Here is a 12,648-nt window from a genome sequence, read left to right on the forward strand (position 1 = left end):
TGACGCAGGGCAGGCCAGCTGCCCAGGCTTACATCATGCCGTCCATGCCGCCCATGCCACCCATGCCACCCATGCCGCCCATGCCACCGGCAGCTGGCTTGTCTTCGGCCAGCTCGCATACCATGGCGTCGGTGGTCAGCATCAGGCCGGCGATCGAGGCGGCGTTCTGCAGTGCCGAACGGGTCACCTTGGCTGGATCCAGAACACCCATTTCAACCATGTCGCCGTAGGTGCCGTTGGCAGCGTTGTAGCCATAGTTGCCATTGCCGGCCAGGACCGCTGCCACCACCACCGATGCTTCTTCACCGGCGTTTTGCACGATCATGCGCAGTGGCTCTTCCATGGCGCGCAGGACGATCTTGATGCCAGCTTCCTGGTCAGGATTGTCGCCCTTGACGGTGATGTTGGCACGTGCGCGCAGCAGGGCTACGCCACCGCCAGGCACAATGCCTTCTTCCACGGCAGCGCGGGTTGCGTGCAGCGCGTCTTCCACGCGGGCTTTCTTTTCCTTCATCTCGACTTCGGTGGCAGCGCCAACCTTGATCACGGCAACACCGCCGGCCAGCTTGGCCACGCGCTCTTGCAGCTTTTCACGGTCGTAGTCGGAAGTGGCTTCTTCGATCTGGACGCGCACTTGCTTGACGCGCGCTTCGATCGCTTCGTTCTGGCCGGCACCGTCGATGATGATGGTGTTTTCCTTGCCCACTTCGATACGCTTGGCCTGGCCGAGTTCTGCCAGCGTGACCTTTTCCAGGGTCAGGCCAACTTCTTCAGCGATGACCTGGCCGCCGGTGAGGACAGCGATGTCTTCCAGCATGGCCTTGCGGCGGTCGCCAAAGCCTGGTGCCTTGACGGCGCAGGTCTTGAGGATGCCACGGATGTTGTTCACCACCAGGGTTGCCAGTGCTTCGCCTTCGATGTCTTCGGCGATGATCAGCAGTGGACGACCGGCCTTGGCAACTTGCTCCAGGATTGGCAGCAGGTCACGGATGTTCGAGATCTTCTTGTCGCACAGCAGGACGAATGGGCTGTCCTGGATGGCAACCTGCTTGTCCGGATTGTTGATGAAGTAAGGCGACAGGTAGCCACGGTCGAACTGCATGCCTTCCACGATGTCGAGCTCGTCGTTGAGCGACTTGCCGTCTTCGACGGTGATGACGCCTTCCTTGCCGACTTTTTCCATCGCTTCAGCGATGCGCTCGCCGATCGAGTAGTCGGAGTTGGCCGAAATGGCGCCAACCTGGGCGATTTCCTTGGTGGTGGTGCATGGCTTGGCGATCTTGGCCAGCTCTTCGACGGTGGCAGCAACTGCCTTGTCGATGCCGCGCTTGAGATCCATTGGGTTCATGCCGGCGGCAACGAACTTCATGCCTTCGCGTACGATGGCCTGGGCCAGCACGGTAGCGGTGGTGGTGCCGTCGCCGGCGTTGTCGCTGGTGCGGGAAGCGACTTCCTTGACCATCTGCGCGCCCATGTTCATGAGCTTGTCTTTGAGTTCGATTTCTTTTGCAACCGATACACCGTCCTTGGTGACGGTGGGGGCGCCGAAGGAGCGCTCCAGTACCACGTTGCGGCCTTTAGGACCCAGGGTGACCTTGACGGCGTTGGCCAGAATGTTGACGCCTTCAACCATCTTGGCGCGCGCTGCGTCGCCGAATACTACATCTTTAGCTGCCATGTTTTTTTCTCCGTTGAATTTTGGGAATTACTTGACCAGGACGGCCATGATGTCTTCTTCGCGCATCACCAGCAGCTCTTCGCCGTCAACCTTGACGGTCTGGCCGGAGTATTTGCCGAACAGGACGCGGTCGCCAACCTTGACTTCGAGCGCGCGTACTTTGCCGTCATCCTGGACCTTGCCGTTACCGACGGCCAGGATTTCGCCCTGGTCTGGTTTTTCTGCGGCTGCGTCAGGGATGATCAGGCCGGATGCAGTTTTGGTTTCCTGGTCGAGACGCTTGACGATAACGCGATCGTGCAATGGGCGAAGGTTCATGCAAAACTCCTTAGTTTTCAATGGTTTGACTTGCTGTTCGTAGCCACGGCCACAAGCCGGGGCTGGAAATCGTTGTTAGCACTCTCTGCTAACGAGTGCTAATTATAGGGACGGCCACCCCTATTTTCAAGGCATCATCCGTTTTATTTCTCTGATCAGCTTGATTTATCGCAAAGGTGCCGGCCTCGGCCGGGCGTACATCGAGATGATGCTCCAGATCAATAAGATGAGCTAACGTACTGAATCGGTTGAAATAAATCCTGCAGCCCCCTATAGTAGCGGGATGATTTCTGAATTCACCGACCTTTCCGACAAGATCAACCGGCTCGCCGAGATGACTGTGTCGCTCCGCCGCGAGAATGCCACCTTGCGCCAGTCCAATGCCATGCTGGCAGCGGAAAATGAAGCGTTCATGACGCGCCTGTCCGAAGCCCAGCAGCGGGTCGAAGCGCTGCTCGCCGCCATGCCGCCGGAAGCCGACGCCGCGCAGGAACTGCCGCAGGGCGACGCTCCCTATCACAACGAGGCTACCCAATGACCGAAATCAACGTCACCATCATGGGCAACCCGTACCGCCTGACCTGCAAGGAAGGGGAAGAGCGCGTGCTCAAGGAAGCCGTGAGCCACCTGGACAGCAAGATGTGCGCACTGCGCGACTCGGGCAAGGTCAAGGGCAACGACCGCATTGCCGTCATGGCGGCGCTCAGCGTCACGGCGGAATTCTTGTCCGTCAAGGCGCCTCAAGGGCCGCTGTCGGACCTGTCGATTTTGGAAGTCAAGGAAAAACTCGCGTCCATGCACGAGGTGTTGGACACAGCACTGACGCCGCAAGAAAATCTTTTTTAAGCGGACAAAATCGTTTGACATGGCGACACATCGGAGTAAACTCCGTTCCACCCTGCGGTGTTCGCGATTGCCATATATTCCTTGAACCATTTATGTGCATCGGTTGCGGAAATTTGTTCGATGGGAGTGAGCGTCGCTCGTTCGACGAACCCGAAATTGAACTAACTGTGACCACCTTGAACCATTAGGTTCGGGATGCCGGCAAAAACGGCACAGGCGGGGCACTTATTACGTAAAGCGGTTGCGAGCATTCGGTGCGCAACCGTTTTTTTTATGGGCAAGGCATATGCGTTACTGGCTGATGAAATCCGAACCCGACGAGGTAAGCATCGACGATGTGCTGGCCGCGCCGCAGCGCACCGTGGCCTGGTTCGGCGTGCGCAACTACCAGGCGCGCAACTTCATGCGCGACGGCATGCAGCCAGGCGACCTGGCCTTCTTTTACCACTCCAGCTGCGCTGAGCCGGGCATTGCCGGCATCGTGGAAATTGCCGGCACGGCCTATCCGGATGCCACGCAATTCGATCCCGACAGTCATTATTACGATCCCAAGGCTACCCTTGAACAGCCGCGCTGGATCAGCGTGGACGTCAAGGCGCTGCGCAAGACGCGCCTCGTGAGCCTGAAAGAACTGCGCACCCATCCGGAGCTCGAACAGATGCGCCTGCTGGCCAAGGGCAGCCGCCTGTCGGTGATGCCGGTCGAAGCGTCTGAATGGGCCTTCATTGACAGCCTGCTGGGCCGCGCCTGATGCCAATTGCTAGCCGGATAAACAGTAGCGGCTGAAAGCGATAGAATGCTTCCCTCGCGGGCCAGGCCCGACTGCATGGGCGGAACACGATGGACTGGACGCTGGTATTAATACTGCTGTTGATGGGAACCGGCGGCGGCTTTGCGGCCGGCTTTCTCGGCGTGGGCGGGGGCATGGTGCTGGTGCCTTTCGTGACCATGATCTTTGCCGCGCGCGGCTTTCCGCCCGCAATCGTGGTCCACATGGCCATTGCCACCTCGCTGGCCACGATCCTGTTTACTTCCCTGTCCTCGGTGCGCGCCCACCACCTGCACGGCGCCGTGCGCTGGCCCATCGTGCTGCTGATCGCGCCCGGCATCGTGGTCGGTTCCTGGATAGGTCCTTACTTCGCCAAGCAGCTCGATACGTCCCTGCTGGCGCTGGTATTCGGCCTGTTCGTGGCGTTCTCGGCCACCCAGATGATCTTGAACCGCAAGCCCTCGCCGTCGCGCGAGCTGCCGGGACCGGCCGGCATGTTTGCCGCCGGCGCCACCATCGGCACGGTCTCGGGCCTGGTGGGCGCGGGCGGGGGCTTCCTGTCGGTGCCGTTCATGAGCTGGTGCAACGTCAAGATGCACAATGCGGTCGCCACCAGCGCGGCGATCGGCTTTCCCATTGCCCTGTCGGGCACGCTGTCCAATATTTACCATGGCTGGAACGAGCAGGGCTTGCCGGCCCATTCGCTCGGCTACATTTATGTGCCGGCGCTGCTGGTCATTGCCGCGGCCAGCGTCACCATGGCGCCGGTGGGCGCGCGCGCGGCGCACCGCATGCCGGTCGCCAAGCTCAAGCGCATCTTCGCCATGGTGCTGTACTGCCTGTCGGCCTACATGCTGTGGAAGGCGGCCAGCAGTGCCGGTCTGCTGAACGCTTGACGACGCTTAAGCCCGGGCCGGCTGCCGGCCGCCCTGGCGATACGCCCAGGCCAGCATCAGCAATGCGCCAATGATCATGGGCAGCGACAATACCTGGCCCGAGGTGATCGGCAAGCCTGCCACTTCGATCTGCCAGTCGGGCACGCGGAAGTATTCCGTGAAGAAGCGCGCGCAGCCATAGAGCAGGGCAAACATGGCGCCCACCGCCAGGCGCGGGCGGGCCTTGCGCGAAAACATCCACAGGATCACGAACACCATCAAGCCGTCAACGATCATCTGGTACAGCGGTGACGGATGACGCGGGCCTTCCACCCCCGGCCACAGCATGGCCCATGGCAGGCTGGGGTCGGCCAGGCGGCCCGGCAGTTCGGCATTGATGAAGTTGCCCAGGCGTCCGGCGGCATAACCGAGCGGCACCAAGGGGGCGATGAAATCCCATACGTCCAGCACATGGCGGCCGCTCTTGCGCGCCCACAGCGACATGGCGATCAGCACGCCAAGGAAACCGCCGTGGAACGACATGCCGCCCTCCCACAGCTTCAGGATGCGCAATGGTTCGAGCAGCAGGTGCGGCTGATAGAACAGCACTTCACCGAGGCGCCCGCCCACGACCACGCCGAGCATGCCGTAGAACAGCATGTCGTCCAGGTCCTCGTTCTTCCAGCCCTGGGCGGCAATGTGCGGCTGGCGCACCCGCACCCGGCCCAGCAGGATAAAGGTGGCAAAGGCGATGACGTACATGATGCCGTACCAGTGGACTGGCCACGAGAAGATCGTAAAGGCAACGGGATCAGGCTGCGGGTGAATCAGCATTGGTGTGGTTCCTCAATAATTCCAAAAAGCCTTGCAGGACGGGCGAGGTATTGTCGCGGCGCCACGCCAGTCCGGTTTCGACCAGCGGGGTGGTATCGCGCAGCGCCCGGTATTCTACGCCGGGGCGCATCAGGTTCGACACGGATTGTGGCACAAGTGCCATGCCCATGCCCGCAGAGACCAGCCCGACGATGGTTTGCATCTGGATTGCTTCCTGCCCGATGGCGGGCGTGACGCCGGCTGCGGCAAAGCAGGCCAGGATGGCATCGTGCAGGGCCGGCGCTATTGGGCGCGGGAAAATGATCAGCGGCAGCGGCGGCACATCGCGCAGCCATACCGCGCCTGCGGGCATGGTGCCGCCGGGGGCGGCCAGGATCAGCGGCTCGCTCAGCACCGGCAGGTAATCAAGCTGCGCGCGGGCCTTGTCGGGCAAGGGCGGGATCAGGAGGCCGGCATCGATGCGCGCGTGCAGCAGATCGTCGAGCTGGCGGTCCGATGTCGCTTCCTGCAAGATGATCTGCACCTGCGGGTACTGGCTGCGGTAAAGGCGCAGGAAGGGGGGCAGCACGCTGTAATCGGCGGAGGACACGAAGTTGAGCAGCAGGCGGCCCGCTTCCCCCGCGGCGGCGCGGCGCACCAGTTCCGGCAGCTCGCCGGCCTGCGCCAGCATGCGCCGCGCCTCGGGCAGCAGGGCGTCACCGGCTGGCGTGAGCGTGACGTTGCGGCGATTGCGCAGGAACAGCGCTGCGCCCAGCAAGTCTTCCAGGCCCTGGATGGCTTGCGACAAGGGCGGCTGGGTCATGTGCAGGCGCTCTGCCGCTTTCCCGAAATGCAGCTCCTCGGCGACGGCGACGAAGTAGCGCAGCTGGCGCAGTTCGACATTCATTGATACGTCTTTCGATTCATAGTGCTGCCTATGATATCTTAAACGTATCACAGGCACGTAAATCTTATATTTGACTTGCCCTTGCCGGCGCGGCATGCTTTCACCATCGTTACTTACCTTCACGGAGTCCACCATGGCAGACCAGCCGCGCTACAACCGCCGATCCCGCAACATTACCGAAGGCGTGTCGCGCAGCCCGAACCGCTCCATGTACTACGCCATGGGCTACCAGGAAGAAGACTTCAGCAAGCCCATGATCGGCGTGGCCAATGGCCATTCCACCATCACGCCATGCAATTCCGGCCTGCAAAAGCTGGCCGACATCGCGATTTCCACCATCAAGGGTGCGGGCGGCAATCCCCAGGTGTTCGGCACGCCCACCATTTCCGACGGCATGTCGATGGGCACGGAAGGCATGAAGTATTCGCTGATCTCGCGCGAAGTCATTGCCGACTGTATTGAAACGGCCGTCAACGGCCAGTGGATGGATGGCGTCGTGGTCATTGGCGGCTGCGACAAGAACATGCCGGGCGGGATGATCGCCCTGGCCCGCACCAATGTGCCCGGCATTTATATCTATGGCGGTACCATCAAGCCGGGCAACTGGAAGGGCAAGGACCTGACCATCGTCTCGGCCTTTGAAGCGGTGGGCGAATTCACGGCCGGGCGCATGTCCAAGGAAGACTTTGACGGCATCGAGCGCAATGCCTGCCCGTCGGCCGGTTCCTGCGGCGGCATGTACACGGCCAACACCATGTCCTCTTCCTTCGAGGCGCTCGGCATGGGTCTGCTGTATTCCTCCACCATGGCCAACCCGGACGATGAAAAGGTCGGCTCGGCTGCCGAATCGGCGCGCGTGCTGGTCGAAGCGGTCAAGCGCGACTTGAAGCCGCGCGACATCATCACCCGCAAGTCGATTGAAAATGCCGTGTCGCTCATCATGGCCACGGGCGGCTCCACCAACGCCGTGCTGCATTACCTGGCCATCGCCCACGCGGCCGAAGTGGAATGGACCATTGACGACTTCGAGCGCATCCGCCGCAAGGTGCCCGTGATCTGCAACCTCAAGCCATCGGGCCAGTATGTCGCCACCGATTTGCACAAGGCAGGCGGCGTGCCGCAGGTGCTGAAGATTTTGCTTGACGCCGGCCTGCTGCACGGCGACTGCATCACCATCACCGGCCGCACCATGGCCGAGGAACTGGCGCATGTGCCATCGGTGCCGCGCGCCGATCAGGATGTCATCCGCACCATCGACAAGGCGCTGTACGCCCAGGGTCACCTGGCGATCCTGAAAGGCAACCTGTCACCGGAAGGCTGCGTGGCCAAGATCACGGGCTTGAAAAATCCCGTCATCACCGGTCCGGCGCGCGTGTTCAATGATGAATACACGGCCATGGACGCGATCCTGGCCGACGCCATCAAACCGGGCGACGTGCTGGTGATGCGCTACCTGGGACCGAAGGGCGGCCCGGGCATGCCGGAAATGCTGGCACCCACCGCGGCCCTGATCGGCAAGGGCCTGGGCGAGTCGGTCGGCCTGATCACGGATGGCCGCTTCTCCGGCGGTACCTGGGGCATGGTGGTAGGCCACGTGGCGCCGGAAGCGTTCGACGGCGGCACCATCGCGCTGGTGGAAGAGGGCGACTCGGTCACCATCGACGCCCACCAGCAGCTGATCCAGCTCAATGTGCCGGACGAGGAAATCGCCCGCCGCCGCGCCCTGTGGACCCGTCCCGCACCCCGCTACACGCGCGGGGTGCTGGCCAAGTTCGCGGCCCTGGCGGCCAGCGCCAGCAAGGGCGCCGTCACGGGCTGACGACGCCACGCTCCGGCACACAACAGTCGGCATACTTACAACAAAAATTGATGCCTTTGTTCAATTTTCTTGCGTCTAAGTTGTCGATTGTTTAACCTGTCTGCTTATTCACGAGTTGGAGCAGGCATGCCATTTCTGGGCGTCGGGGTGCACATCCTCATTGCGTTGTTTTTCGCTGTTCACGCCGTGCGCACCGGCAAGCAGCTGTTCTGGCTGCTGATCCTGTTCTCGTTTCCCCTCATCGGCAGCGTGGTGTATTTCCTGGCCATCTACCTGCCGCAAAGCCGGCTGGAGCGGACCATCAGCCTGGCGGGCAGGGCGGTAGCCAAGCGGCTCGATCCGGGCCGCGACCTGCGCGAAGCCACCGACGCCTTTGCCTTGACGCCGACGGCGCACAACCAGACCCGGCTGGCCGCAGCCATGCTGGCAGCCGGGATGTCCGCGCAAGCGGTGGAGCAGTTTGACGCCTGCCTGCAGGGGCCGTTTGCGAACGATCCGGATATTCGCTTGGGAGCGGCGCGCGCGCGGCTGGCCAACGGCCAGGCCGAGCAGGCCGCCGCCATGCTGAAGGAGTTACGGCGCACCCATCCGGCTTTTCGTGCCGAGGCGGTCGGGCTGGCGCTGGCCCAGTGCTTCGCCGCGGCCGGCATGCGGGAACAGGCGGGCGCTGAATATGCTTACCTGGTCGAACACTTTCCCAGTGTGGAGTTCCGGGTGGAATATGCGATCTGGGCGCTATCGTGCAACGACCAGCTGGCCGCGAACGCCCAGCTGCAGCATGTGGAGCAATCGCGCAAACACATGACCAGGCATGCGCGCGAGCTGCATGCGCCGCTGTTCAAGCGGCTCGACGATGCGCGCAAGGAACACCGCGCTACCGGCGCGACGGCTTGAGATAAGAGGACGCTACCGCGGGCACCGCCGGCTACCCGGCAGTGCTTATTTGCGCTTGTTCTGCTGCTCAAAGGTATTCTTCAAGCGCGCCTGGCGCCGCTCTTCGTCGAGCTTGTGGTCCTTCTTCTTGTCAAGACCGAGCATTTTCTCGATGAATTCGAACCAGATGAAGGCCAGCACCATCAGGCCAATGATCCAGCCCCAGGACATGGTGCCGAACTTCCACACTTCAAAATACTTCAGCCCGACCAGGGCAACGATCAACAAAATCAACGGCATGGGACGCTCCTCACAGATCCTCCCATCTTACAAAGGATTTCCTTGCTCTTGGGTATTATTCGCTGACTTTCGCGTCAACCGTGGCGTAGCGGTAACCGTTGTAACAAAAAGGCCGGCTGCATGTGGCCTTGCAACAAACGCGGTAGAATCATCGCAGTTGTCACCCTGGAGAGAAACATGAAGCGTTCGTTGATGTTGTGTGTGGTGCTGTCGGCGCTGGCGTCGTCAAGCGCAATGGCAAGCCCTGACCTGGCCAAGGCCAAAAATTGCATGGCATGCCACGCCGTCGCAAGCAAGCTGGTCGGCCCTGCATTCAAGGACGTGGGCGCCAAGTACGCAGGCCAGAAGGATGCCGAAGCCAAGCTCGTTGGCAAGGTCCTCAAAGGCGGCGCCGGTGCCTGGGGTGCCGTACCGATGCCGGCCAACCCGCAGGTGAGCGATGCCGAAGCGCGCGCCCTGGTCAAGTGGATCCTGGCGCAAAAATAATCTTGCCCGCATAGTAAAACGCGCTGTTCAGGTCAACTGGACAGCGCGTTTTTTTTCGTCCCTGCCGCGGCGGCGGCAGGGCGTTTAGTTGACGACTTATTTGATCACGTCAAGCTTGGTCCGCTGGCCATTCTTGAACGTGTACAGGGTCAGCGCGCCATCCTTGATATCGCCCTTCGGGTCGAACTGGATCAGGCCGGTCACGCCCTGGTACTTGATCTTCTTCAGTTCCGGCAGGTACTTGGCAGGATCAGCCGACTTGGCATTCTGCATCGCGGTTGCCATGACCATCACCGAGTCGTACACATACGGCGCATACAGCTGCACGGGGACATTGAAGCGCTTCTTGAAACGCTCCGAGAAATCGGCCAGCACCTTTTCCTGTGGCCCCATCACGCCGCCAGCCTCGGCGCAGGTCACGGTACCGTCGCCCAGGGCCGCCCCGGCCAGGCGGATCATGGCCTGGGTGCACACGCCGTCGCCACCCATGAACCGGGCGTTGATGCCGAGCGCGCGCATCTGCTTGAGCATCGGGCCGCCCACTGCATCCATGCCGCCGAAGAAGACCAGGTCAGGCTTCTTGGCTTTCAGGGAAGTCAGGATGGCGGTGAAATCCGTGGCCTTGTCGGTGGTGAACTCCTTGGCAACGATCTTGACGCCCGGCGCGCGCACGTTGCGGGCAAATTCGCCGGCAACACCCTGGCCGTAGGCCGTGCGGTCATCGATCACGGCAATATTCTTGGCGCCCAGCTTGGTCACAGCATATTTGCCCAGTGTGCCGCCCAGCTTGTTGTCATTGGCCACCACCCGGAATGCGCCGGGGAAGCCTTGCTTGGTGTACATGGGCTGGGTGGACGATGGCGAAATCTGCGGGATGCCGTGGTCGTTGTAGATTTTCGATGCCGGCACCGTGGTGCCCGAGTTCAGGTGGCCGATCACGCCGTTGACCTTGGCATCGACCAGCTTCTGGGCGACCGAGGTGCCTTGCTTGGGATCGGCGCCGTCATCTTCGGTGACCAGCTGGAAGGTGACCTTTTTGCCATTGATCGTGAAGCCCTTGGCATTCAATTCCTCGATCGCCATCCTTGCGCCATTTTCATTATCCTTGCCGAGGTGGGCGCTGGCGCCGGAGATCGGGCCGACATGGCCAATCTTGACAACTTCCTGGGCGCTGGCCGAGCCGGTAAAGGCAAGGGCGATGGCGAGGGGGATCAGTTTGGTCGTGAACTGCATGGGCATTCTCCAATGTTTTAATAATCAACTACGTGAAACAGCGCTTGTGGCGCGGATAGACGAAATTTTTGTAGGGCAAAAGGTACAACAAATTGCCGGATTCGCAAAGCCGATTGTCCGCCGGCGTCAGCCGGACACGCGTCTTCCCTCCACAAACGTGTCAATCACGCTTCTGGTGGACGCCGTTGGCTGGCGCTACGGACAATATTGTAAGCAGTTGAAAGCGAAACGCTATTTCTTTAGCGCTTGCAGGTGGGCCACTTCCTGGGCCACGGCGCGCACCACGATCTTTTCAATCGTGGCCTGCAATCCCACCCGGATTTCGCTGGTGAGGCCGGCGATGGCGTGAGTGAGCACTTCCTCCATGCTGTCGCGCAGGCGCTGCTCGAGCACAAAATCGACCCGGCCCTGCAACTGCTGCAGGATGCGTTCGGACAGGCGCCGCTCCAGCAGGTTCCACTCCGGCTCGCTCCAGCTGTCGATGGCGCGCGCTTCCAGCGCCCCGGTCAGCACGTCCTGCACGGGCAGCTGCCGCGGGGCCTCGGCCTTGACCGGGGCAGGCGGCGGGGCCGGCTCCGGTTCGTCGGTAAATACTTCCGTCAATACCGGGATGCTGTTGTCGAACGCGTGGTTCTGGGTCATGGTCAGGAGGCGACGAAGTGGGTGAGGGGATAGTCCTGCTTTTTATAGGCGGCATAGCGGCGCCGGCCGGCGGCCGCGTCCTGCTCGTCGGTCGAGATGATCTCGAACACGCGCTGGAAGCGATCAAGAGCGCCCGGCGTGGTCTGGGTCAGGTTGACCAGCATGTCGTAATGGGGAAACTCGGCATCGAGCGTATCGGTGACGATGATGGGCGAATGGGGCGCCAGCGCGTCACCGGCCAGGGCGTGGGGCAGAAAATCGGTCTCGCCCACCGTCCACAGCCCGGCGTTCAGGGCCGCCGCCTGGGCCGCATCGGCCGCCAGCAGCACCAGCTTGCCGCGCGCGCCGTAAGCCTTGCGCGCGAGACGGCAGGTGTAGCTGACCTTGTCGCCAATATTGGTATGAAAGTCGATGCGCGTCATTGGCTCAGAACTTGAAACCGGGCGGCGCATTGCGTGGTGGCGGCACGCGCGGCGTCTTGTCGGTGTCTTCTATTTCGTCATTCGGCACCGGCTTGGGGGCCGTTGCCGGTGCCGCCTTTGGCTGCGCCGGGGCGGCCGGCTGCGGTGCCGGATACTGGTAGTTGGACGGCAGCGCCTTTTTGGCCGGATACTGGGCGTGGGTCAGTGCGCTGTCCCAGCTCCCTACCTGGTAACCGGCAATTTTGGTGCGGCCCACGAGCAGCAGGGGCAGGCTGCCGTCGCCGCCCACCTCCTTGAGCTTTTCTTCGTCGCTGCCGTTATTCACGGTTTTTTCGGAAAACGGAATGCCCCGGTTTTTCAAATAGGTGCGGCCCATGTCGCAGCCGGCGCACGGCGAGGTGGTGTACAAGACGACCGGATGGTTGCGCACCGCGGTGGCCAGGACATACGGCAGTTCCACCTCCACGCGCCCGCCGCTCATGGACTTGATCTGGGCCGGCTTGGCGTTGGCCGGCGGCGGCTGGTCGGTAAAGTGGGTCTTGCCGTTGGCGTCGACCCACTTGTACATTTGCGCGCTGGCGCCGCCGGCAGCTGCCAGCAATGCCAGGCCCATGGCCAGATTGAAAAGTGCGCCGCGGCGCGGTGTTGCTGCCTTCATATTTCTCTC

General features: G+C 61.9%; 16 protein-coding genes and 1 other RNA gene. 8 read left to right on the top strand and 9 right to left on the bottom strand.

Annotated elements, in window-relative coordinates; genetic code table 11:
* Nucleotides 1–28: 28 nt before the first annotated feature.
* Both groL and groES read right to left on the bottom strand, forming a co-directional pair.
* Complete coding sequence (groL, locus tag KY495_RS13840; RefSeq protein WP_219879994.1) at nt 29–1,678, bottom strand: chaperonin GroEL; 1,650 nt, start codon at nt 1,676–1,678, stop codon at nt 29–31.
* 27 nt (nt 1,679–1,705) lie between these two features.
* Nucleotides 1,706–1,996: a co-chaperone GroES gene (gene groES / locus KY495_RS13845; protein WP_054264305.1), complete on the bottom strand. Its 291-nt coding sequence runs from the start codon at nt 1,994–1,996 to the stop codon at nt 1,706–1,708.
* Nucleotides 1,997–2,279: 283 nt separating this feature from the next.
* On the opposite strand from groES, the gene KY495_RS13850 reads away from it, so the two are divergent.
* The 5 genes from KY495_RS13850 to KY495_RS13870 all read left to right on the top strand — a co-directional run bounded on the left by KY495_RS13850 (nt 2,280) and on the right by KY495_RS13870 (nt 4,507).
* Nucleotides 2,280–2,534, top strand: a complete 255-nt coding sequence (locus KY495_RS13850) for a DUF904 domain-containing protein (protein ID WP_219879995.1) — start codon at nt 2,280–2,282, stop codon at nt 2,532–2,534.
* Nucleotides 2,531–2,842, top strand: a complete 312-nt coding sequence (locus tag KY495_RS13855) for a cell division protein ZapA (protein WP_219879996.1) — start codon at nt 2,531–2,533, stop codon at nt 2,840–2,842. Before KY495_RS13850 ends, KY495_RS13855 begins: the two co-directional genes overlap by 4 nt.
* A 46-nt stretch (nt 2,843–2,888) precedes the next feature.
* Nucleotides 2,889–3,069, top strand: a non-coding RNA gene (ssrS, locus tag KY495_RS13860) — 6S RNA.
* Nucleotides 3,070–3,128: 59 nt separating this feature from the next.
* On the top strand, nt 3,129–3,593 hold the full coding sequence (locus tag KY495_RS13865) for an EVE domain-containing protein (protein WP_219879997.1): 465 nt from the start codon (nt 3,129–3,131) through the stop codon (nt 3,591–3,593).
* 89 nt (nt 3,594–3,682) lie between these two features.
* The gene (locus KY495_RS13870) at nt 3,683–4,507 is read left to right on the top strand and encodes a sulfite exporter TauE/SafE family protein (RefSeq protein ID WP_219879998.1); all 825 of its coding nucleotides are present in this window, start codon (nt 3,683–3,685) and stop codon (nt 4,505–4,507) included.
* Nucleotides 4,508–4,513: 6 nt separating this feature from the next.
* Here the strand turns inward: KY495_RS13870 and lgt are convergent, their stop codons facing one another.
* Entirely contained in the window at nt 4,514–5,320 is an 807-nt protein-coding gene (lgt, locus tag KY495_RS13875; RefSeq protein WP_219879999.1) for a prolipoprotein diacylglyceryl transferase, read from the bottom strand.
* Nucleotides 5,298–6,206, bottom strand: coding sequence for a LysR family transcriptional regulator (locus KY495_RS13880; RefSeq protein ID WP_219880000.1), 909 nt, complete (start codon nt 6,204–6,206; stop codon nt 5,298–5,300). Before KY495_RS13880 ends, lgt begins: the two co-directional genes overlap by 23 nt.
* 133 nt (nt 6,207–6,339) lie before the next feature.
* On the opposite strand from KY495_RS13880, the gene ilvD reads away from it, so the two are divergent.
* A complete protein-coding gene (gene ilvD, locus KY495_RS13885) occupies nt 6,340–8,025 on the top strand; it encodes a dihydroxy-acid dehydratase (protein ID WP_219880001.1) in 1,686 nt (561 codons plus the stop codon).
* 126 nt (nt 8,026–8,151) lie between these two features.
* Nucleotides 8,152–8,919, top strand: coding sequence for a tetratricopeptide repeat protein (locus tag KY495_RS13890; protein WP_219880002.1), 768 nt, complete (start codon nt 8,152–8,154; stop codon nt 8,917–8,919).
* A 45-nt stretch (nt 8,920–8,964) separates the two neighbouring features.
* On the opposite strand, the gene KY495_RS13895 is transcribed toward KY495_RS13890, so the two are convergent.
* Nucleotides 8,965–9,198: a TIGR04438 family Trp-rich protein gene (locus KY495_RS13895; RefSeq protein ID WP_219880003.1), complete on the bottom strand. Its 234-nt coding sequence runs from the start codon at nt 9,196–9,198 to the stop codon at nt 8,965–8,967.
* 177 nt (nt 9,199–9,375) lie between these two features.
* On the opposite strand from KY495_RS13895, the gene KY495_RS13900 reads away from it, so the two are divergent.
* Nucleotides 9,376–9,684 carry a c-type cytochrome gene (locus KY495_RS13900; protein ID WP_219880004.1) on the top strand — a complete coding sequence of 103 codons (309 nt, stop codon included), beginning with the start codon at nt 9,376–9,378 and terminating at the stop codon, nt 9,682–9,684.
* 96 nt (nt 9,685–9,780) lie between these two features.
* On the opposite strand, the gene KY495_RS13905 is transcribed toward KY495_RS13900, so the two are convergent.
* The 4 genes from KY495_RS13905 to KY495_RS13920 all read right to left on the bottom strand — a co-directional run bounded on the left by KY495_RS13905 (nt 9,781) and on the right by KY495_RS13920 (nt 12,639).
* Nucleotides 9,781–10,917 carry a branched-chain amino acid ABC transporter substrate-binding protein gene (locus tag KY495_RS13905; protein WP_219880005.1) on the bottom strand — a complete coding sequence of 379 codons (1,137 nt, stop codon included), beginning with the start codon at nt 10,915–10,917 and terminating at the stop codon, nt 9,781–9,783.
* A 231-nt stretch (nt 10,918–11,148) separates the two neighbouring features.
* A complete protein-coding gene (locus KY495_RS13910) occupies nt 11,149–11,559 on the bottom strand; it encodes a hypothetical protein (protein WP_219880006.1) in 411 nt (136 codons plus the stop codon).
* 2 nt (nt 11,560–11,561) lie between these two features.
* Entirely contained in the window at nt 11,562–11,981 is a 420-nt protein-coding gene (locus tag KY495_RS13915; protein ID WP_219880007.1) for a DNA polymerase III subunit chi, read from the bottom strand.
* 4 nt (nt 11,982–11,985) lie between these two features.
* The gene (locus KY495_RS13920) at nt 11,986–12,639 is read right to left on the bottom strand and encodes a glutaredoxin family protein (protein ID WP_219880008.1); all 654 of its coding nucleotides are present in this window, start codon (nt 12,637–12,639) and stop codon (nt 11,986–11,988) included.
* Nucleotides 12,640–12,648 lie beyond the last annotated feature (9 nt).

Origin of the sequence: Massilia sp. PAMC28688, from assembly GCF_019443445.1 — a bacterium.
In the GTDB taxonomy this organism is placed as follows: domain Bacteria; phylum Pseudomonadota; class Gammaproteobacteria; order Burkholderiales; family Burkholderiaceae_D; genus Telluria_A.